Annotated in this window: 21 protein-coding genes; 4 read left to right on the forward strand and 17 right to left on the reverse strand. The window is 66.4% G+C overall.

From position 1 onward, the window contains the following. The first annotated feature begins 10 nt into the window (after positions 1-10). Positions 11-2371 carry an aldehyde dehydrogenase family protein gene (locus AUL30_RS17440; protein WP_062229185.1) on the forward strand — a complete coding sequence of 787 codons (2361 nt, stop codon included), beginning with the start codon at positions 11-13 and terminating at the stop codon, positions 2369-2371. Next, positions 2368-3030: an HAD family hydrolase gene (locus AUL30_RS17445; RefSeq protein ID WP_062229186.1), complete on the forward strand. Its 663-nt coding sequence runs from the start codon at positions 2368-2370 to the stop codon at positions 3028-3030. The genes AUL30_RS17440 and AUL30_RS17445 overlap by 4 nt, the downstream gene beginning before the upstream one ends. Here AUL30_RS17445 and AUL30_RS17450 read toward each other — a convergent pair. From AUL30_RS17450 to AUL30_RS17485, 8 genes are all read right to left on the reverse strand, one after another. After that, positions 2972-3553: a serine acetyltransferase gene (locus AUL30_RS17450; protein ID WP_083508043.1), complete on the reverse strand. Its 582-nt coding sequence runs from the start codon at positions 3551-3553 to the stop codon at positions 2972-2974. The genes AUL30_RS17445 and AUL30_RS17450 overlap by 59 nt on opposite strands. A 119-nt stretch (positions 3554-3672) precedes the next feature. After that, complete coding sequence (locus tag AUL30_RS17455; RefSeq protein ID WP_062229187.1) at positions 3673-4479, reverse strand: MipA/OmpV family protein; 807 nt, start codon at positions 4477-4479, stop codon at positions 3673-3675. A gap of 147 nt (positions 4480-4626) precedes the next feature. Continuing rightward, positions 4627-5130 (reverse strand): MerR family transcriptional regulator, encoded by a 504-nt coding sequence (locus AUL30_RS17460; protein ID WP_062229188.1) that lies wholly within the window; start codon positions 5128-5130, stop codon positions 4627-4629. A 13-nt stretch (positions 5131-5143) separates the two neighbouring features. Beyond that, positions 5144-5476: an integration host factor subunit alpha gene (locus tag AUL30_RS17465; RefSeq protein WP_062229189.1), complete on the reverse strand. Its 333-nt coding sequence runs from the start codon at positions 5474-5476 to the stop codon at positions 5144-5146. Positions 5477-5578: 102 nt separating this feature from the next. Next, positions 5579-6559, reverse strand: a complete 981-nt coding sequence (locus tag AUL30_RS17470) for a beta-ketoacyl-ACP synthase III (protein WP_062229190.1) — start codon at positions 6557-6559, stop codon at positions 5579-5581. 1 nt (position 6560) lies between these two features. After that, the gene (gene plsX / locus AUL30_RS17475; protein WP_062229324.1) at positions 6561-7598 is read right to left on the reverse strand and encodes a phosphate acyltransferase PlsX; all 1038 of its coding nucleotides are present in this window, start codon (positions 7596-7598) and stop codon (positions 6561-6563) included. 122 nt (positions 7599-7720) lie between these two features. Beyond that, positions 7721-8305 (reverse strand): YceD family protein, encoded by a 585-nt coding sequence (locus tag AUL30_RS17480; protein WP_244490883.1) that lies wholly within the window; start codon positions 8303-8305, stop codon positions 7721-7723. Continuing rightward, on the reverse strand, positions 8302-8835 hold the full coding sequence (locus AUL30_RS17485; RefSeq protein WP_062229191.1) for a ubiquinol-cytochrome C chaperone family protein: 534 nt from the start codon (positions 8833-8835) through the stop codon (positions 8302-8304). The genes AUL30_RS17480 and AUL30_RS17485 overlap by 4 nt, the downstream gene beginning before the upstream one ends. 270 nt (positions 8836-9105) lie before the next feature. Here AUL30_RS17485 and AUL30_RS17490 point away from each other — a divergent pair, with 270 nt between their 5' ends. Next, positions 9106-9534: an outer membrane protein assembly factor BamE gene (locus tag AUL30_RS17490; RefSeq protein ID WP_083508046.1), complete on the forward strand. Its 429-nt coding sequence runs from the start codon at positions 9106-9108 to the stop codon at positions 9532-9534. A 90-nt stretch (positions 9535-9624) separates the two neighbouring features. On the opposite strand, the gene nusB is transcribed toward AUL30_RS17490, so the two are convergent. From nusB to AUL30_RS17535, 9 genes are all read right to left on the reverse strand, one after another. Beyond that, on the reverse strand, positions 9625-10125 hold the full coding sequence (nusB, locus tag AUL30_RS17495) for a transcription antitermination factor NusB (protein ID WP_062229193.1): 501 nt from the start codon (positions 10123-10125) through the stop codon (positions 9625-9627). Positions 10126-10129: 4 nt separating this feature from the next. Then, positions 10130-10576: a 6,7-dimethyl-8-ribityllumazine synthase gene (locus AUL30_RS17500; protein ID WP_062229194.1), complete on the reverse strand. Its 447-nt coding sequence runs from the start codon at positions 10574-10576 to the stop codon at positions 10130-10132. Positions 10577-10641: 65 nt separating this feature from the next. Next, positions 10642-11265 (reverse strand): riboflavin synthase, encoded by a 624-nt coding sequence (locus AUL30_RS17505; protein ID WP_062229195.1) that lies wholly within the window; start codon positions 11263-11265, stop codon positions 10642-10644. Beyond that, complete coding sequence (gene ribD / locus AUL30_RS17510; RefSeq protein WP_083508067.1) at positions 11247-12371, reverse strand: bifunctional diaminohydroxyphosphoribosylaminopyrimidine deaminase/5-amino-6-(5-phosphoribosylamino)uracil reductase RibD; 1125 nt, start codon at positions 12369-12371, stop codon at positions 11247-11249. Before ribD ends, AUL30_RS17505 begins: the two co-directional genes overlap by 19 nt. A gap of 20 nt (positions 12372-12391) precedes the next feature. Then, positions 12392-12877 carry a transcriptional regulator NrdR gene (gene nrdR / locus AUL30_RS17515; RefSeq protein ID WP_062229197.1) on the reverse strand — a complete coding sequence of 162 codons (486 nt, stop codon included), beginning with the start codon at positions 12875-12877 and terminating at the stop codon, positions 12392-12394. A gap of 3 nt (positions 12878-12880) precedes the next feature. Further along, positions 12881-14200 (reverse strand): serine hydroxymethyltransferase, encoded by a 1320-nt coding sequence (gene glyA, locus AUL30_RS17520; RefSeq protein WP_062229198.1) that lies wholly within the window; start codon positions 14198-14200, stop codon positions 12881-12883. Between the two features lie 186 nt (positions 14201-14386). Continuing rightward, a complete protein-coding gene (locus tag AUL30_RS17525; protein ID WP_062229199.1) occupies positions 14387-15718 on the reverse strand; it encodes a L,D-transpeptidase family protein in 1332 nt (443 codons plus the stop codon). Positions 15719-15957: 239 nt separating this feature from the next. Further along, positions 15958-16479, reverse strand: a complete 522-nt coding sequence (gene ldtR, locus AUL30_RS17530; RefSeq protein WP_062229200.1) for a transcriptional regulator LdtR — start codon at positions 16477-16479, stop codon at positions 15958-15960. Positions 16480-16629: 150 nt separating this feature from the next. Continuing rightward, a complete protein-coding gene (locus AUL30_RS17535) occupies positions 16630-17079 on the reverse strand; it encodes a DUF6163 family protein (protein ID WP_062229201.1) in 450 nt (149 codons plus the stop codon). Between the two features lie 221 nt (positions 17080-17300). Between AUL30_RS17535 and hemB the strand changes: the two genes are divergently transcribed. Beyond that, the gene (hemB, locus tag AUL30_RS17540) at positions 17301-18335 is read left to right on the forward strand and encodes a porphobilinogen synthase (protein WP_062229202.1); all 1035 of its coding nucleotides are present in this window, start codon (positions 17301-17303) and stop codon (positions 18333-18335) included. The last annotated feature ends 8 nt before the right edge of the window (positions 18336-18343 follow it).

Consider the following 18343-nt stretch of genomic DNA (forward strand, 5'->3'; position numbering starts at 1 on the left):
AGCCATCACGATGGATACGATCACGGACATCCTGAAGACCATGGAATACGGGCCGGCACCGGAAGACAAGAGCATCGTCACGCAGTGGCTGGCGCGCCACGAGGGCGGCTTCGGGCACTTCATCGACGGCACCTTCACGCCGGCCGCCGAAGGGTTCCAGGTGGACAACCCCGCCACGGGGGACAGGCTGGCGAGCGTCAGCCAGGGCACGGCGGCCGATGTGGACGCGGCGGTCAAGGCGGCGCGCGCCGCGCAGCCCGGCTGGGCCGCCCTGTCGGGCCATGAACGGGCCCGCCACCTCTATGCCCTTGCCCGCCACATCCAGCAGCATGCGCGCTTTTTGGCGGTGCTCGAAACGCTCGACAATGGCAAGCCCATCCGCGAAAGCCGAGATATCGACGTGCCGCTCGTCGTGCGGCACATCTACCACCATGCCGGCTGGGCCGAGATCCTGGCGGACGAGTTCCCGGCGGCACGCCCGCACGGCGTCTGCGGGCAGATCATTCCGTGGAATTTCCCGCTGCTCATGCTGGCCTGGAAGATCGCCCCGGCGCTCGCCGCCGGCAACACGGTGGTCCTCAAGCCAGCCGAATACACGCCGCTGACGGCGCTCGCCCTGGCGCAGATCGCCGAGGAAATCGGCCTCCCGAAAGGCGTCCTCAACATCGTGACCGGCGATGGGGCGACGGGCGCCGCCCTGGTCGGCCATCCGGGCGTCGACAAGATCGCTTTCACCGGCTCGACCGAGGTCGGCAAATCCATCCGCCGCCAGCTTGCCGGAACGGGCAAGGCTTTGACGCTGGAACTCGGCGGCAAATCACCCTTCATCGTCTTTGCCGATGCCGATCTGGACGCGGCCGTGGAAGGCGTTGTCGATTCGATCTGGTTCAACCAGGGCCAGGTCTGCTGCGCGGGCTCACGCATTCTGGTGGCGGAGGCCGTGGCCTCGCAGTTTGAAAGCCTGCTGCTGCGCCGCATGAAGACATTGACGGTCGGCGACCCGCTCGACAAGAACACCGATGTCGGGGCCATCGTGCATCCGGTGCAGCTCCAGCGCATCCGCGCGCTCGTGGCGGCCGGAGCGGCGGAAGGCGTCACCCTGCATCAGGGCACGGCGCCGGAGGGCTGCTTCTTCCCGCCCACGCTGGCGACGGAGGTCCAGCCGGCCTCGATCCTGGCGAGCGAGGAGATTTTCGGCCCGGTCGTCACGCTGACATCCTTCCGCACGCCGGAAGACGCCATCGCGCTCGCCAACAACACGCGCTACGGCCTTGCCGCATCCATCTGGTCCGAGAACATCAACCTGGCCGTGGACATGGCCGCACGAGTCAAGGCGGGCGTGGTGTGGATCAACGCCGCCAACATTTTCGATGCCGGCGCGGGCTTCGGTGGCTACCGGGAAAGCGGCTTTGGCCGTGAGGGAGGCCGCGAGGGGATGGAAGCCTATCTGGCCCATCCCGCACCGCGTGGCCGCAAGGCGGAGGAAGCGCCCGCCAAGCTGGTGTCCACGCCCGTCGCCGGGCTCGGCTCGAGCGCGGTCGACCGCACGGCCAAGCTCTATATCGGCGGCAAGCAGGCGCGGCCCGACAGCGGCTACTCCTATGCGGTCGGCGGTGCGGAGGCCCCGGTGGGCCTTGCCGGCCTCGGCAACCGCAAGGACATCCGAAATGCGGTGGAGGCCGCGCACAAGGCGAGCGGCTGGGGCGCGCAGACGGGGCACAACCGTGCGCAGGTCCTGTACTATCTGGCGGAAAACCTGTCGGCGCGCGCCTCCGAGTTCGAGGAACGGCTGAAGCGTTTCGGCCAGGCCGGGACCGTGGCCCGGGCCGAGGTCGACAGCGCGGTGCGCCGTATCTTCTGGTACGCGGCGCAGGCCGACAAATTCGACGGCGCCGTGCATCAGACCAAGACCTCGCATGTCACGCTCGCCATGCATGAGCCTCTGGGCGTCGTCGGCATCGCCTGCCCCAACGCCCTGCCGCTCCTGGGCTTCGTGTCGCTCGTCCTGCCCGCCATCGCCATGGGCAACCGCGTGGTCGTGGTGCCGTCCCAGGCCCATCCGCTGGCCGCCACAGATTTCTACCAGCTCCTCGACACGTCCGACGTGCCGGGCGGTGTGATCAACATCGTCACCGGCGAACGGGACGGTCTCGCCCGCACGCTCGCCGAACATGACGATGTCGACGGGATCTGGTATTTCGGCACTGCGGCCGGTGGCAAGATGGTCGAGGAACTCTCCGCCGGCAACCTGAAACAGACATGGGTGGAAGACGGCGCCGCGCGCGACTGGACCACGGCCCAGGGCCAAGGCCGCGCCTTCCTGCAGCGTGCCACCCAGGTCAAGAACATCTGGATCCCATACGGCGAATGATCATCTTCGACTGCGACGGCGTGCTGGTGGACAGCGAGATCCTGTCCAACGGAATCGATGCCGAACTGATGAGCCTGGCCGGCCACCCGATCACGGCCGCGGAGCTGATCCGCGGCTATATCGGCCGGCCCAAGGCCGATATCTGGCAGGCCGTCGCGCAGTTGCGCGGCGCGCCCTGGCCGGATGGGCTGCTGGAACAGGCCGACGCCCTGCTTCTGGAGCGCATCGATACGGAGCTTCAGCCCGTCGCCGGCGTTGCCGCCGCGCTGGCCGAGCTGCCGGGGCGCAAGGCCGTGGCCTCGTCCTCTGCCCTGCCCAAGCTGCGGCGCTCGCTTGCCAAATGCGGGCTCCTGCGCATCTTCGACCCGGCCGTCTTTTCCGCCAGCCAGGTGGCGCGCGGCAAGCCGGCGCCCGACGTGTTTCTGTTCGCGGCCGAGCAATGCAACGTCGCGCCATCGGCCTGTATCGTGGTGGAAGACAGCGTAGCCGGGGTTCAGGCGGCTTTGGCTGCGGGCATGAAGGTCGTCGGCTTTACCGGCGGCCTACACACCTATGCCGAGCATGGGGAGCGCCTGCGGGAAGCCGGCGCCCTCGATGTCGTCAGCCATATGAGCGCGTTGCCGGCGCGCGTCCGGGAACTGGCGCCGGAAGCGGGCTGACGGCCCGCTGTTCGCGCGGCGGCAGGATCTTGGCCGGGATGCCGACCGCCGTGCAATAGGCCGGCACATCCTGCAGGACCACCGCATTCGCGCCGATCCGCGCGTGATCGCCGATCGTGACGGCGCCGAGGATCTTGGCGCCGGCGCCGATATCCACATGACCGCCGATCACCGGCGAGCCGGTCTCACCCGCGGCCAGCGTGACCTGCTGGAAGATCATGCAGTTGGGGCCGATCCGGCTGTCGGGATGCAGGATGATGCCGTTGGGATGCGGCATGATCAGCCCGCCGCCGATCTCCGCCTCGATATAGATTTCGCACTGGGTGACGAGTGACCAGAGGCGGTGCTGGTTGGCCCACCAGCGGCGCGCCAGATAGGCCACCGGGCCGCGGCGTCCACGCCAGGACTGGTACTTACGGATCGCCCGCAGGAGGCGGCGGGACGGATCCCAAAGCCGCTGCGGCGCCTCGCGGCTCCAATCCGCGATGCGCGCCGACACCGTCTCCGCCTGATCCTGTACCATCGAACCCATCCTCGAACGCCGGCGCCGCTATGGCGCCGTCAGCTCCATTGTCGGTTCGCCGGCCCTCGTCCCGCAAGGTCGAAGGGCATCATCCTTTGGACGGATGGAGATCGCCCGGCTCAGAAGAGGTCGAGCGAGAAGGTCTTGGAAATGCCGATGCCGAAAAAGAACTGATCGCGGCTGCCGGTTTCGGCAATCGGGGAATCGGCCGCATCACCCACCAGCCGGTTGTAGCCGGCCTGCCCGTTCAGGAACCAGGTCGGCTTGAATTCCAGCCGTGTCTCGGCATTCACGCCGACCGACTTGAACCCGCCGGACGCTTCGAAAGCCTCCAGCCGCCCGCCGGTGGCAAGGCTCTCTTCCGGCGAAACCGAGAAATACGTGTCCGCATAGTCGCTCGAGGCGAGCGACGCCGTCGGGCCGAGCTTCAGCGTCAAAATTTCCGTCGGGCGGTAGATGGCATTGGCGCCGAACTCGCCCACGAAGCCCTCGGCCTCGCCGAAGGCGTAGCGTGCCTCACCATAGACTTCCGCGCCGTAGGCCGGGGCGAAGTCCCAACCATAGCCGAGGCGCAGGCCGAGTTCATAGGTTGCGTCGAGGTCCCGCAGGCCCGCCAGATCCGCATAGTCCGATGCCTTGCGCTCGCCGACATAGCCGAAAGACGGGCCGATGCTCAGCCCCGTATCCAGCCCACCGCCGAACTCGACCAGCCCCGGAATGTTCAGGTAATGCAGGCGGATGACCGGGCTCGGCACGATCTCGTAAGTATCGGCGCCCTCATAGGCGGGCCGGACCAGCGGACCGACGCCCAGTTCCAGGACGATGTCGGCGCCGGCCTCCGGCGCGCCGCCCGTCGGCTCCTGCGCCATGGCCGGAGCATATGCAAACAGGCCTGCGGCGGCAGCGGACAAGAGACGGTAACGCATGGAACTGATCCCCCGAGCAAGCGGTGCGCCTGCATCGGGAAATTTGACCAGATTGCTTATGATATCAACCGGCGGTCGCATCTTCCCGCGCCCACTATGGCAGTTGCGCCACATGGATGCCTTTGCGCAACAGAACGCTTCGGACTGTCAGCGAACCTGGTCGAGCAGACGCTTCAACTCAAGGAGTTCCAGGAGAACCTGGTTGAGCCGCGCGGCCGCATCCGGCGGCAGGGCGCTGGCGCCCGCGCCTGCGCGATCGCGCCGCAGAAGATTGGACAGGGCCCCCTTCTGCCGGTCGGCAGGCTCGGCCGGCGGCAGTGGCGCCTCCGGTACATGGCCCATTTGCGGCGTGGCCATGGCGTCCAACCCCTGCGTGTCCCCCGCCCCGATCGCGATGACGAAGCGGTTGCCGCTTTCCTTCAGGATCTTCTGGACACCCTTGATCGTGTAGCCCTTCACATAGAGCAGATAGCGGATGCCCTTGAGCAGATCGATATCGTCGGGCCGGTAGTAGCGCCGGCCGCCGCCGCGCTTCATCGGCTTGATCTGCGGAAACCGCGTCTCCCAGAAGCGCAGGACATGCTGCGGCAGGTCGAGGTCTTCCGCGACCTCGCTGATCGTGCGGAAGGCGTCTGCGCTTTTGTCCACCATTCCGGGTCCCCGCCTATTCGGCCGCCTTCAGCACCGATTGCGTCCGCTCCAGATGCGCAGCCAGGATGCGCTCCTTCATGACGTTGGACGGCTTGAACACGGTGACGCGGCGGGGCGAAATGGGAACTTCCTCGCCCGTCTTCGGATTGCGGCCGACGCGCTCGTTCTTCTCACGCACCAGGAAAGAGCCGAAGGACGAAATCTTGACGCTTTCGCCCCGGGCGATGGTTGCGCAGATCTCTTCCAGAATGGACTCCACCAGATAGGCGGATTCCGTCCTGGAAAGCCCGATCTTGCGGAAAACAGCTTCTGCAAGATCGGCGCGCGTGACCGTCCTGTCGCCCATGTCTACCCCTCGAGATTAGATGGCTTTGCGGCTGGCACCCCCTGCCAAGGCCGTGTCGCCTGTTGCCCACCATACCGAATAGGCAAATGAAATCAAGGCCGTTCAAGACCAGCGGACGATGGTCGCGCCCCAGGTGAAACCACCACCCATAGCTTCCAGGAGCACCAGGTCGCCCTTGCCGATGCGGCCGTCGCGCACCGCGCGGTCCAGCGCCAGCGGGATGGAGGCGGCCGATGTGTTGCCGTGATCTTCCACCGTCATCACGACTTTCTCCGGCGCGATGCCGAGCTTCTTGGCCGACGCTTCGATGATCCGCCGGTTCGCCTGGTGCGGCACGAACCAGTCGATATCCTCCGGCCCGATGCCCATGGCGGCGAAGGAATCATCGATGACATCGGTGATCATGCCCACCGCATGCTTGAAGACCTCGCGGCCCTCCATGCGCAGCTTGCCGACCGTCCCGGTGGTCGACGGGCCGCCATCCACATAGAGCTTTTCCTTGTGGCGTCCGTCGGAGCGCAGCTTGGACACGAGGATCCCCTCGTCCTCCAGCGTGCCCGCCCCCTCGGAAGCTTCCAGCACCACGGCGCCGGCACCATCGCCGAACAGGACGCAGGTCGTGCGGTCCGTCCAGTCCAGAATGCGCGAGAAGGTTTCCGATCCGATCACGAGCGCGCGGCGCGCCATGCCGTTGCGGATGTAGAGATCGGCCGTGGTGAGCGCATAGACAAAACCGCTGCACACCGCCTGCACGTCGAAGGCGAAGCCATGCTCGATGCCGAGCCGGCTCTGCACCTGGACGGACGAAGCGGGGAAGGTGTTGTCCGGCGTCGCCGTCGCCAGAATGATCAGGTCGATATCGTCCGGGACGAGCCCCGCAGCGTCCAGCGCCCGCCGTGCCGCTGCCTCGCCCATGGAGACGGTCGTGTCCTCGGCCGCGGCCATGTGGCGCCGCGCAATGCCGGTGCGCTGCCGGATCCATTCGTCCGACGTGTCGATGATGCCCTCGAAGTCGAGGTTGCTCATCACGCGGGCGGGAAGATAGGAACCCGTGCCGCGGACGATGGAGCGGATCGTGGTCATGTCAGGCGCTCTCCGCCGCGGAACCGGCCGCGGGCTCATGTGCGGTCAGGCCGGAATTGAAACTCTCCAGGTCGCGGCCGATCGTGTTCAGAAGATCGGCCGTGGCCATGGCATGGGCGATGTCGAAGGCGGCTGCCGTGCCTTCGGCGTCCGAGCCACCATGGCTCTTGATGACGATCCCATTGAGGCCCAGGAACACCCCGCCGTTCACTTTGCGGGGATCGAGCTTCTCGCGCAGCCGGGCAAAGGCGCCGCGTGCCAGAAGGTAGCCGAGCCGCGCCATGATGGTGCGCGTCATGGATGCGCGCAGATAGGACGCGACCTGCTTCACCGTCCCTTCGGCCGTCTTCAGCGCGACATTCCCGGTGAAGCCTTCCGTCACCACGACATCGACCGTCCCCTTGCCGAGATCGTCCCCTTCCACGAAGCCGTGATAGCGCATAGCCGCATCGGGGCTTTCACGCAGGAGCCGACCGGCTTCACGGATTTCGTCCTGGCCTTTGACCTCTTCGACGCCGATGTTCAACAGGCCGATGGTCGGCCGGTCGATCGCCAGGACGGCGCGGGCCATGGCCGCGCCCATGACGGAAAAGTCGACGAGCTGCTGGGCGTCCGCCCCGATCGTGGCGCCGACATCCAGGACGATGCTTTCGCCCTTCAGGGTCGGCCAGATGCAGGCGATGGCCGGGCGCTCCACATTGGCCATGGTGCGCAGGCAGAACTTGGCCATGGCCATCAAGGCGCCGGTGTTCCCGGCCGAAACGGCCACGTCCGCCTCGCCCGTCTTGACCGCGTCGATGGCACGCCACATGGACGATTTGTACCGCCCCTGCCGCAGCGCCTGGGAGGGCTTGTCCTCCATCCGCACGGCGACCTCGCAATGATGGAACACCGATGCCGCCTTGAGGCGCGGATATTTCTCCAGCTCCGGCAGCACGTCGGCTTCGCGACCGAACAGGACGAAGCGTGTGCCGGGGTGGCGTTCCAGCGCGATGTCGGCACCCGGCAGGATCACCGAGGGGCCGTGGTCGCCGCCCATGACATCCACCGCGATGCGGATTGCGGTATTGGAATTCAACTCTTGTTACCTTCCATCGCGCCCCGGCATACACTGCGCCGGGCGCGCCAAAATAGCCATTTGCACCGTGACGGCAACAGCACTCAGGAGTTTTCCCGATCCGTGCCGCCGCGCAATGTGCCGAGCCCCGCAAAGGGCGACGGGGCCTTGGCATCGGGCTCCGGGTCGGTATCGAAAGCCTCGAATGCCGCGCCGTCCTCTCGCGGGTAGGGTTCCATTGCCAGCGCCAGTTGCTCCTCGAGCATGGCGCCGAGGTCGATCCTGTCACCGCAATAGGTTTCCGGTATGTCATCCCCATCCGGATCGAGATGAATTTCTCCATCATCCGTGCTGCGGGGGCGGTGGAGCCGCGAGCCTTCCGGCAGGAAGACGAGGTCCAGCGGCTGCGCGATCGTCTCCTCGACGGGCTCCAGCGTCACGACGGAGGCTTGGCGCAGCACGGCATCGAGGGTTCCGCGCACGCTGACCCCGTCGCGCCGCCAGGGCGCCACGGTCAGTTGCGCGGAAAGGCTGTCGAGCGACAGGATGCCCAGGAACGCGGCGAGCCCACGACGCTCGTCGTCCGACGCCTCGTAGGTCAGCTCCAGGCCGGTCTTCGGCAATCTGGAAACCACCACGTCGAAGTTCAGGAAATGCTCGTCGGCGGCCCGATCCTTCATGTCGCTCATCCCGTCCTTCCTGAGTGCCAGTGTCCGGCAAGTATCGTTTCCGTGTCCAAGGTGGCGTTGAGCTTCGCCTCGTCCAGCATATAGGTGCTCCAGAAGGCGATCGCCGCATCGTCGAGCGGGGCTTCCCCGCCAAGCTTCTGGTCCCGCACGGCGGAGCGCAGCGCCGCCGCGTCGTCGCCCTCCAACGGCCCGCGGAAGGCATTGACGCGCTGGTAGAAGAGCCCGGCCAGTTTGCGCATGCGCTTGGGCACCGCCATGTAGCCGATTCCCATTTCCCGCATCGTGTGGTCCATGTCGGTCATGAAGCGGTCCACCAGATCCTGCGACAGGGCCGCCAGCTGCGGATCGGCGCGGCACCGGTGCAGGAACAGGAACACGCCGATGGCCAGCGCATCGAAGCGGCCCATCACCGTGTCTGGCAGCCCGCCCTCCACGAAGAAGCGCGGCTGGCGCGCATGGTCCACCACGCCGTCGTAAAGCCTTGCGACGATCTCGCGGTTGCGCCGCCTGCGGCGAAAAGCTTGCAGCATTGTCGTTACCCGGCATGCATTCCCTGTGCCTGCCGTTCGCATGCGCCGGTCCCAATTGCAATCTCGCCTTGGAAACGCCCTGTTCCAATTGAGGTACTGTTGCTCTAAAGGTTCCTGACCCGAGGGTTCGAGACGACACGCGCCAGGTTGAGTTGGCGTCCGGGTCTTCTCAGACAGGGCCTTTCGAGCGTCCTCAAGAGGGAGACATACCGCGTGACCAGAATTGCCACTCCCATCCGTCCTGTCCTGGCGGCATTTGGGCTTGCCTCCATGCTCGTCGTGTCGGGCTGCCAGACCGCGGAAGTGTACAATCAGGGTTACATTATCGACGAGCAGTCGCTGTCTCTCGTTCCGGTCGGATCGAGCCGCGAGCAGGTTCTCCTGGCGCTCGGATCGCCCTCCACGACGGCGATCTTCGACAATGAAGTCTTCTACTACATTTCGCAGAAGCGCGTTCGCCAGTTCGCCTTCATGCAGCCCAAGCTGGTCGATCAGCGCATTCTGGCGATCTATTTCAACAAGGACAATCGCGTCCAGCAGATCGCCAATTACGGCCTGCAGAACGGCGAACTCTTCGATTTCGTCACGCAGACCACCCCGACCGGCGGGCGCGACCAGAGCTTCCTGGGCTCCATCCTGTCCGAACAGCCCGATCCGGCATCCTCGGTGCGCCGCGCGCTCGAGCCTGGCTCGATGTAAGGCTGCCCCGGCCCGTCCAGAACGCCAAACGGCGCGTCGTTCCCGGCGCGCCGTTTCTGCATCCAGCCGCTCGGGGCGGATCGGATGGTATCAGGCGTCCTTTTCCAGATCCCGTCCACGCCCTTCGCCGCGCGAGCGGCGCGACACACGGTCGAGCACCGCATTGACAAGCCGCGGCTCGTCCTCGGTGTAGAAGGCCTTGGCGATGTCGACATACTCCGTCACGATCACCGCCACCGGCACATCCTTGCGGCTCGTGACCTCGTAGGCGCCGGCGCGCAGGATGGCGCGCAGCGTGGCGTCGAGGCGCGACAGCGGCCAGTCGGCCGTCAGCGAGGAATGGATCAGCGGGTCGATGCTCTTCTGGCCGCGCACAACGCCGGACACGACATCGCGGAACCAGGCGGCATCGGCCTCGCGGTACATGTCGCCGTCCAGTTCCTGGCCGAGCCGGAAGGACTCGTATTCCGCCACCGTCTCCAGAAGGCTCGTTCCGCCCACATCCATCTGGTAGAGGGCCTGCACGGCGGCCAGCCGGGCGGCCCCGCGTTTGTTGGCCGGGCGGAACGTGCGCGGGCTATCGTCGGACATGGCGTCAGCCCCCGAGCTGCGTGCGCAGCGAGATCATCGTCAGTGCGGCGGCGGCGGCGTCGCCACCCTTGTTCTTGCGGTCGGGAATGGCCCGCTCCAGGGCCTGCGCCTCGTTCTCGACGGTGAGGATGCCGTTGCCGATGGCGACGCCCTCCATGGTCAGGTCCATGATGGCGCGGCAGGATTCGTTGGAGACGATCTCGAAATGGTAGGTCTCGCCGCGGATGACGCAGCCGAGCGCGACGAAACCGTCATAAGCCTTGCCCCCCACATCCTCTCCCGCCAGGGCGAAGGTGATGGCGGCCGGAACTTCCAAAGCACCGGGAACGGTGACGACATCGTAGGTCGCCCCTGCCCGCTCGAGTTCCGCCTTGGCGCCGGCCAGGAGGTGATCGGCCAGGTGGTCGTAGAAGCGTGCCTCGACGATGAGGAGATGGGGTGCGGATGCCATGGGGCGTACAAGACCTTTGAAACGGAGCCTGCGGCGCGGGGCGCACGCAAGTGTCCAATGCAGTGTCAGATGGCTTGGTTCGACGGATCTGCGCGAAACAGGCGTTCCGCATAGCGCGCAATCTGATCGACCTCAAGATTGATGCGATCACCTTTCTGCCTTTCGCCCCAGGTCGTCACCTCCAGCGAATGGCGGATCAGAAGCACGTCGAAGACATCGTCCTCCACGCCGTTCACGGTCAGCGACGTTCCATCCAGGCAGACCGAACCCTTGACGGCGATGAAGCGCTTCAGCGCCTGCGGAGCCCGGATGCGGAAACGTACGGCCTCCCCCTCCTCCTGTACGTCCACGATCTCGGCCATGCCGTCGACATGGCCCGATACGAGATGGCCGCCCAGCTCGTCGCCCACGCGCAAAGCGCGTTCCAGGTTCAGGGCGGTTCCCTCGGCCCAGTCCTGCGCGGAGGTCAGGCGGAGCGCTTCCTCCCAGGCTTCCACCTCGAACCAGCGGTCGTTGGCGCCGGCATGCGGCAACGCGGTGACAGTCAGGCAGACCCCCGAGCAGGCGATGGACGCGCCGATATCGATGCCCGCGGGGTCATAGGCGGTGGCAATGCGAAATCCGCGTCCCGCGTCGAGCGTGCGCACGGCCGTGACACGGCCGATATCGGTTACGATCCCGGTGAACATACTGGGTCAGTCCTCTCATATTCCTGCCAGCGGTCCGCACCCAGGATCATGTCCCGGCACAGGCGCATCTGTCTTAAGTGCGCTGCCGCCAGGGGGGATGCAACCCGTCCTTCGCCCAGCGGCCGCTCGCCCCGCACGCAAATGATGCGATCGGCAAGCCCCGCATCCAGCACCGTGCGGCCGAAACGCGCGCCGGCTTCGAAGAGGACGCTGGATACGCCGAGTGCATAGAGGGCGGTCAGGAGCCCGGCAGGCCCGCCCGCCCCATGCGGCACCCGGAGGATCCGGCAACCCATCCGCTCGAAGGGCACGGTGGCCTCCTGCGGCAGCGTCTGCGCAACGGCGATCACCGTCGGCACGTCCCGCGCCGTCAGAACGAGCCGCGCCCCTTGCGGCATATGGAGTGCCGGATCGTAGACGACCCGCATGGGCGAACGCCCCTCCAGGCCTGGCAGGCGGCAGGTCAGCGCCGGATCGTCGCTGCGCACCGTCCCGACGCCCACCAGGATCGCGTCCGCCCTGGCGCGTTCCAGATGCGTCTGGGCGTTGGCGACCGCGCCGGTGATGGCAGCCTGGACATAGCCGGCGGCGGCGATGCCGCCATCGGCGGAGTGGGCAAGCTTGACCGTCAGGAGCGGCCGTCCCAGCCTTTGCCGGGCCAGGAAGCCGGCCAGCGGCTGCGCGGCCTCTGCGGCCGCCACGCCGGTTCGTATGGTAATTCCCGCTGCCTCCAGCATGGCGAAGCCGCGGCCGTCGACACGCGGATCGGGATCCCGCAGCGCGGCGACGACCCGGGCCACGCCCGCCCGCACCAGCGCAGCCGAGCACGGCGGGGTGTGTCCGTGATGCGAGCACGGCTCCAGCGTCACATAGGCCGTGGCCCCCGCGGCCAGCGGCCCGGCCTCTGCCAGCGCCACGACCTCGGCATGCGGCCGCCCGCCCGGCGCCGTCACACCGCGGCCGACGATCCGCGCCTGCGGCGTGCCGGCACCCTGCACCAAAAGTGCCCCGACGGAGGGGTTCGTGCCTGTCAGCCCCACATGGCGCTGCGACAGGCGGATGGCCGCAGCCATGAACCGCGCATCGTCGAGAGCAAGTGAAGCCATGGTCTGCATGGCGGCGCGGCTCAGTCCGCTTCGCCCGGTACGCGTCCTGCCAAAGGCGGCGCGGCAAGTTCGCGGATCAGGGCTTCGAAATCCCCTGCCTCGCGGAAATCGCGATAGACGGAGGCGAAGCGCACATAGGCGACGTCGTCGATCCCGCGCAGAGCCTCCATCACGTGGCGGCCGATCTCTTCGGACGAGACCTCCCCGTCGCCGCTCGACTCGAGCTGGCGCACGATGCCGGAAATCATCCGCTCGACGCGCTCGGCTTCCACCGCGCGCTTGCGCAGGGCAACTTCCACCGAGCGGGCCAGCTTGTCACGATCGAAGGGGACCCGGCGGCCGGACCGCTTCACCACCGTCAGATCGCGCAACTGCACGCGCTCGAAGGTGGTGAAACGTCCGTTGCAATCGGGGCAGACGCGGCGCCGCCGGATGGCGGCACCGTCTTCGGCCGGACGTGAATCCTTGACCTGCGTCTCCTGCGATCCGCAGAAAGGACAACGCATCGGTCAGCCGAGCGTGGGGTAGATCGGGAAGCGCTCGGTCAGCGCCATCACCTTGGACTTGACCCGCGCCTCGACCTCGGCGTTGCCGTCCGGATCGTTGGAACGCTTCAGCCCGTCCAGCACCTCGACGATGAGCTGCCCGACCTCGCGGAACTCCTGCGTGCCGAAGCCGCGCGTCGTGGCGGCCGGCGTTCCGAGCCGCACGCCGGAGGTGATGGTCGGCTTTTCCGGATCGTTCGGCACGCCGTTCTTGTTGCAGGTGATCCCCGCCCGGCCGAGCGCACCTTCCGATGCCTTGCCGGTCAGAAGCTTGGGACGCAGGTCCACCAGCATCAGGTGCGTGTCGGTGCCGCCGGACACGATGTCGAGCCCGCCATCGCGCAGCACTTCGGCCAGGACGCGGGCATTGTCCACGACGGCCTTCATGTAGCTCTTATATTGCGGCGTCAGCGCTTCCTTGAAGGCCACGGCCTTGCCGGCGATGACATGCATCAGCGGCCCGCCCTGCAGGCCCGGGAAGATCGCCGAATTGATCTTCTTGGCGATATCCTCGTCATTGGTCAGCACGAGGCCGCCACGCGGGCCACGCAAGGTCTTGTGCGTGGTGGAGGTGACGATATGGGCATGCGGGAACGGGCTCGGATGCTCGCCGGCCGCCACGAGGCCCGCGAAATGCGCCATGTCCACCCACAGGAAGGCGCCGACCGCGTCGGCGATGGCCCGGAAGCGGGCGAAGTCAATCCGGCGGGAATAGGCCGAGCCGCCGGCCACGATGATGCGCGGCTTGTTGTCTTCCGCCAGTCGGGCAACCTGATCGTAGTCGATCAGCCCGGTTTCCACATCCAGCCCGTACTGAATGGCGTTGAACCAACGGCCCGACAGATTCGGCCGGGCGCCGTGGGTCAGATGGCCGCCGGCATCCAGGCTCATGCCCAGTATCGTCTCTCCCGGGGCAGACAGCGCCATCAGGACGGCCTGGTTGGCCTGGCTGCCGGAATTGGCCTGCACATTGGCGAAGTTGCAGCCGAAGAGCTGCTTTGCCCGCTCGATCGCCAGCGTTTCGGCCACGTCCACATATTCGCAGCCACCATAATAGCGGCGGCCGGGATAGCCCTCGGCATATTTGTTGGTCAGGACGGAGCCCTGCGCTTCCAGCACGGCGCGCGAGACGATGTTTTCCGAAGCGATCAGCTCCACCTCGTGCTGCTGGCGGTGCAACTCGCCCCGCATCGCGTCGAAGAGTTCCGGATCGCCCGCGGCGATACCGTCGGTGAAGAAGCTGTCGTGACGGTGGGACTGTTCCTGCGCGATAGCCTGCGACATGCTGGATGCTCCGTTGTGACGCCGTTTCCCTGTAGGGGAAGCCGACCTTGGGCTGCCTCTATCATGGAACCCTAGCCAGTGCCACACTTGCCGCACCCGTGCACAAACGACAAAAGCCGGCAGCATCGCGCCACCGGCTTTCGTTTCGATCCTTGGGTGGAAGGCTCCGCCCGGGACGGTTTGCCGTCAGTAGGTGATGCCCGTCGCCACCTGCTCGCCGGGCTGGTAGGCCACCGGACGCAGGTCCGACATGACGAGGTCGGACGAGCCGTCGCGAGCGTAGATATCGTCGCGGAACTGCACGACCGTCGGGTCCGTCGCCCAGGCGGTGAGGTAGGTGAAGTGCAGCGGCACCGGATCGGAGATGTCCACGTCCTTGCGCTCGCGCCGGGCGATGATCTGCTCCATGGTCGCGCGGTCCCAGCCTGGCGTGTTCTTGGCCAGCCAGACGATCAGGTCGCGCACGTTCTGGACGCGCACGCAGCCCGAAGACTCGAAGCGCATCAGCTGCGAGAAGACGCTCTGCTGCGGCGTGTCGTGCATGTAGACCGAATGCGGGTTCGGGAAGTTGATCTTCACCGACGACATGGCGTTGTTCTTGCCCGGGTTCTGGCGGAACAGGTAGCGGGTCGCTTCCTCGGTGTTCCAGTCGATGCGCGAGGGCGGGATGACACTGCCGTCGCTGGCATAGATAAAGATGTCGTTCCGCTCGAGATAGGTCGGATCCTTGCGCATCAACGGGATGATGTCCTTGCGCACGATCGAGGTCGGGGCATGCCAGTACGGATTGAGGTTCAGGTTGGTAATGCGCGACTTCAGGATCGGCGTCTGGCGGTCGATCTTGCCGACAACGGCCGTATGCCGCTGCACCACGCGACCGCCTTCGACGGCCTCGATGCTGGCCGCCGGGATGTTGACCATCACGAAGCGCGGCGCATCGTAGGTTTCCGACTGCAGGCGCTGCAGGTTCACTTGAAGCTGGCCGAGCCGCACATTGGCCGGCACGTTCATGGCCTTGTAGGTATTTTCGGCGACGACGCCGTCGGCCGGTATGCCGTGGCGGGACTGGAACCGCTTCACCGCCGCGTCGACATAGGTATCGAAGGATGCCGACTGACCCGCGCTGCGCGGCAGATCGCCCGAAATGGCGAGGCGCTCGCGCAGGGCCATGACGGACGGATGCTCGACGCCCAGGCGCAGCTTCTGGCCTTCCGGCACCATCGGCCAGCCGCCGGCCATGGTGATCTGGTTGTAATGGCCGATCGCCTGCTGCATCGCGCCCGCGGTGGAGGGCGAGAAGACGGGCTGGTTGGAGCGCACCGGGGCCACATTGGCCGAACGCGTGTCGAACTGGTCGTTCCAACCGCCGCGGTTCGGCGACATCAGGACATCCTGCAGCGCCTGCTGCGCGAAAGCCGAACCCGGCAGCGCGGCCAGCCCTGCGGCGGTTGCTGCACCAGCGACGACCGCCCGGCGCGTAACCCTTGCCTGCGTCAGGCGCGAAACCTTGTCGACCATTTGAACCCCCTGCACATTGCCGGCTGAGACGAAGGGTCTAGCACAGGCTTGGTAAATCAAAAGAAAACCGGCAGGCGCAAAAACCCAGCCACATCCATCCGGCAAGCCATGTCAATATGGCCAAAGCGTGGAAATTGCGCGGCAAATCCTCTTGAGCGGTATGGACCGGTACAGACAGCAAGGGCGCTGCGGCCGATCGGCCACAGCGCCCTTTATGCTTGCGCCGCCGCCGCCACCGTTCAGAGGCGATACATGATCGAGTCGTTCCAGAAGCGATCCAGCCTCTGGAGGGCGCGGTTCATCTTCTGGAACTCGAGTTCGCCGAGGCCGCCGACCTTGTCGATGGACACGATGTGACGATCGTAGAGATCGGCCACCATCTCGGCGACGGCAAGGCCTTCGGCGGTCAGCGAAATGCGCACCGCCCGCTTGTCGGCGGCCGACTTCTGGTGGTCGATGAAGCCGAGTTCGACCAGCTTCTTGAGATTGTAGGACACGTTGGAGCCCAGGTAGAAGCCGCGCGTGCGCAGCTCACCAGCCGTCAGGATGCTGTCGCCGATGTTGAACAGGAGCAGCGCCTGGACGGCGTTAATATCGGTCCGGCCGTTGCGGTCGAACTCATCCTTGACCACATCGAGCAAGCGCCGGTGCAGCCGCTCGACGAGTTGCAGCGTCTCCAGATAGAGCGACTTCAGCGGCGCGCGATCGTCGCTCGCCTCTTCCCTTTGGGCCGCCGTATGGGCGTTCCGCTGGATCGTCATGCGTTCCTCGCTCCGGTTCAATTCCAAGGTCGCCGCCGAGAAGACGGCAGTCGGACCCGAGCTTCCCCTCCAGGTGTTGAACGCCACCTTAAGGTGTAGCGTTAACGAAGGGTTAAGGGGGGTCTGGCTGCGATCGGAGTCAAGGAACGGTTAAGACCTTGCCACTGCCTGCCGGCGGGCGAGCGTTGCGCCGCGCCACCGCGACAGAATGTCGGCAATGCGCAGGAGCAAAACGAGGCCCAGCCCCACGCCATGGCCGAGCACGATCCAGTCGGCGCCGGGAAAGCTGAGCTGCGAGAACGCCAGAAGCCCCGCTTCGATCAGGGCGACCATGGCCCACAGGACCGCGCCCCAGGAACCGGCCAGCCACAGGCCCAGCCCGGCAACCGGATACAGGACCGCGAAGGTGCAGGCAGCGGCGCGCAGGCTCAGCGGCATCAGGTCGAATCGCCAGAGCGGGGCTTCGTACAGGCCGGCGAGCCGCGCCCAGTACAGCGCCCCCATCGCAAAGAAGCACAAGGCCGCCAGGCGGTAGATGGCGGAACTGATCCGTCGGGTGATGGGCTTTGCGGATGCGGTCGTGTCGGTCTTGCGGATCATGGCGCGAGTGTACCGGTGCCCCCGCCCGCTTGTGAAGTGCCAAGCTGGCGCCGGACGGTGCCGAGAACGGTTCCAATCGGGGACAAATCTCAGTAGAAGTCGGCGCGGACGGTGGGTCCGCGGGAGCGCGCCTTTCGTCCACGCATCCGTGCGGCGGGCCGACCTGTCGCCAATGGCGGCGGCAAAGGCTTCCGCGCACGACACTGGAAGGCACTGTTGCAATGAGCGGCCACGATTACAGCGACGTTTCCCGCGCGATCGACATGGCGACGGGCGGACGCCGCCACCGGCGCCTTCGCCGAACCGCATGGTCGCGCGAGCTGGTCCGTGAAACGCGCCTGTCGGGCTCCGACCTCATCTGGCCCATCTTCGTGCGCGATGGCGGCGGCGAGGCCGAGCCGGTCCCCTCCATGCCGGGCGTCTTCCGGCACAGCGTGAACGGCTGCGTCGAGGCGGCACGAAAGGCGGACGATCTCGGCATACCGGTCATCGCGCTGTTCCCCTTCAACGACACCACCCGGCGGGACGAAAACGGCACCGAGGCGCTTAACCCGAACAACCTCGTCTGCCGGGCCGTCCGCGCCATCAAGGCGGCCGTGCCGCAGATCGGCATTCTGTGCGACGTCGCGCTCGATCCCTATACGAGCCACGGGCATGACGGCATCCTGCGCGATGGCCATGTCGATAACGACCTGTCGGTGGAGGCCCTGTGCCAGCAGGCCATCGTTCAGGCCGATGCCGGCTGCGACATCATCGGCCCGTCCGACATGATGGACGGCCGGGTCGCGCTGATCCGCGCCGCCCTGGACGGCCAGGGCCTGCGCGATACGATGATCATGTCCTATGCGGCTAAATACGCATCGGTCTTCTACTCGACCTTCCGCGACGCGGTGGGCTCGAGCGGTGTCCTGAAGGGTGACAAGCGGACCTACCAGATGGATATGGGCAATGGCGACGAGGCGCTGCGCGAAGCGGCCCAGGACATTGCCGAAGGGGCGGACATGATCATGGTCAAGCCCGGCCTGCCCTATCTGGACATACTGGTGCGGCTGACGCAGGAGTTCAACATTCCCTGCTTCGCCTACCAGACCTCCGGCGAATATTCGATGATGATGGCGGCTGCCGAGCGCGGCTGGCTGGACGGCGATGCCGCCATGATGGAAGTGCTGACAGCCTACAAGCGGGCGGGCGCTGCCGGGGTGCTCACCTACTTCGCCCCCCGCGCGGCCGAGGCGCTGCGCCAACGCGGCGTCTGACCGGCATT

Origin of the sequence: Aureimonas frigidaquae (assembly GCF_001463905.1) — a bacterium.
Classification (GTDB): Bacteria; Pseudomonadota; Alphaproteobacteria; order Rhizobiales; family Rhizobiaceae; genus Aureimonas; species Aureimonas frigidaquae.

Coding starts and splice junctions, on each gene's coding strand:
- AUL30_RS17525 (WP_062229199.1), bottom strand. CDS start 15,718: ATGGTCGACAAGGTTTCGCGCCTGACGCAGGCAAGGGTTACGCGCCGG.
- AUL30_RS17465 (WP_062229189.1), bottom strand. CDS start 5,476: ATGGGCGACAGGACGGTCACGCGCGCCGATCTTGCAGAAGCTGTTTTC.
- AUL30_RS17470 (WP_062229190.1), bottom strand. CDS start 6,559: ATGACCACGATCCGCTCCATCGTCCGCGGCACGGGTTCCTATCTTCCC.
- AUL30_RS17455 (WP_062229187.1), bottom strand. CDS start 4,479: ATGCGTTACCGTCTCTTGTCCGCTGCCGCCGCAGGCCTGTTTGCATAT.
- glyA (WP_062229198.1), bottom strand. CDS start 14,200: ATGTCGCAGGCTATCGCGCAGGAACAGTCCCACCGTCACGACAGCTTC.
- AUL30_RS17460 (WP_062229188.1), bottom strand. CDS start 5,130: ATGGTGGACAAAAGCGCAGACGCCTTCCGCACGATCAGCGAGGTCGCG.
- ribD (WP_083508067.1), bottom strand. CDS start 12,371: ATGGCTTCACTTGCTCTCGACGATGCGCGGTTCATGGCTGCGGCCATC.
- plsX (WP_062229324.1), bottom strand. CDS start 7,598: ATGGGCGGCGACCACGGCCCCTCGGTGATCCTGCCGGGTGCCGACATC.
- ldtR (WP_062229200.1), bottom strand. CDS start 16,479: ATGACGATCCAGCGGAACGCCCATACGGCGGCCCAAAGGGAAGAGGCG.
- AUL30_RS17450 (WP_083508043.1), bottom strand. CDS start 3,553: ATGGTACAGGATCAGGCGGAGACGGTGTCGGCGCGCATCGCGGATTGG.
- AUL30_RS17505 (WP_062229195.1), bottom strand. CDS start 11,265: ATGTTCACCGGGATCGTAACCGATATCGGCCGTGTCACGGCCGTGCGC.
- AUL30_RS17500 (WP_062229194.1), bottom strand. CDS start 10,576: ATGGCATCCGCACCCCATCTCCTCATCGTCGAGGCACGCTTCTACGAC.
- AUL30_RS17485 (WP_062229191.1), bottom strand. CDS start 8,835: ATGCTGCAAGCTTTTCGCCGCAGGCGGCGCAACCGCGAGATCGTCGCA.
- nrdR (WP_062229197.1), bottom strand. CDS start 12,877: ATGCGTTGTCCTTTCTGCGGATCGCAGGAGACGCAGGTCAAGGATTCA.
- AUL30_RS17480 (WP_244490883.1), bottom strand. CDS start 8,305: ATGAGCGACATGAAGGATCGGGCCGCCGACGAGCATTTCCTGAACTTC.
- hemB (WP_062229202.1), top strand. CDS start 17,301: ATGAGCGGCCACGATTACAGCGACGTTTCCCGCGCGATCGACATGGCG.
- AUL30_RS17445 (WP_062229186.1), top strand. CDS start 2,368: ATGATCATCTTCGACTGCGACGGCGTGCTGGTGGACAGCGAGATCCTG.
- AUL30_RS17440 (WP_062229185.1), top strand. CDS start 11: ATGGATACGATCACGGACATCCTGAAGACCATGGAATACGGGCCGGCA.
- nusB (WP_062229193.1), bottom strand. CDS start 10,125: ATGTCCGACGATAGCCCGCGCACGTTCCGCCCGGCCAACAAACGCGGG.
- AUL30_RS17535 (WP_062229201.1), bottom strand. CDS start 17,079: ATGATCCGCAAGACCGACACGACCGCATCCGCAAAGCCCATCACCCGA.
- AUL30_RS17490 (WP_083508046.1), top strand. CDS start 9,106: ATGCTCGTCGTGTCGGGCTGCCAGACCGCGGAAGTGTACAATCAGGGT.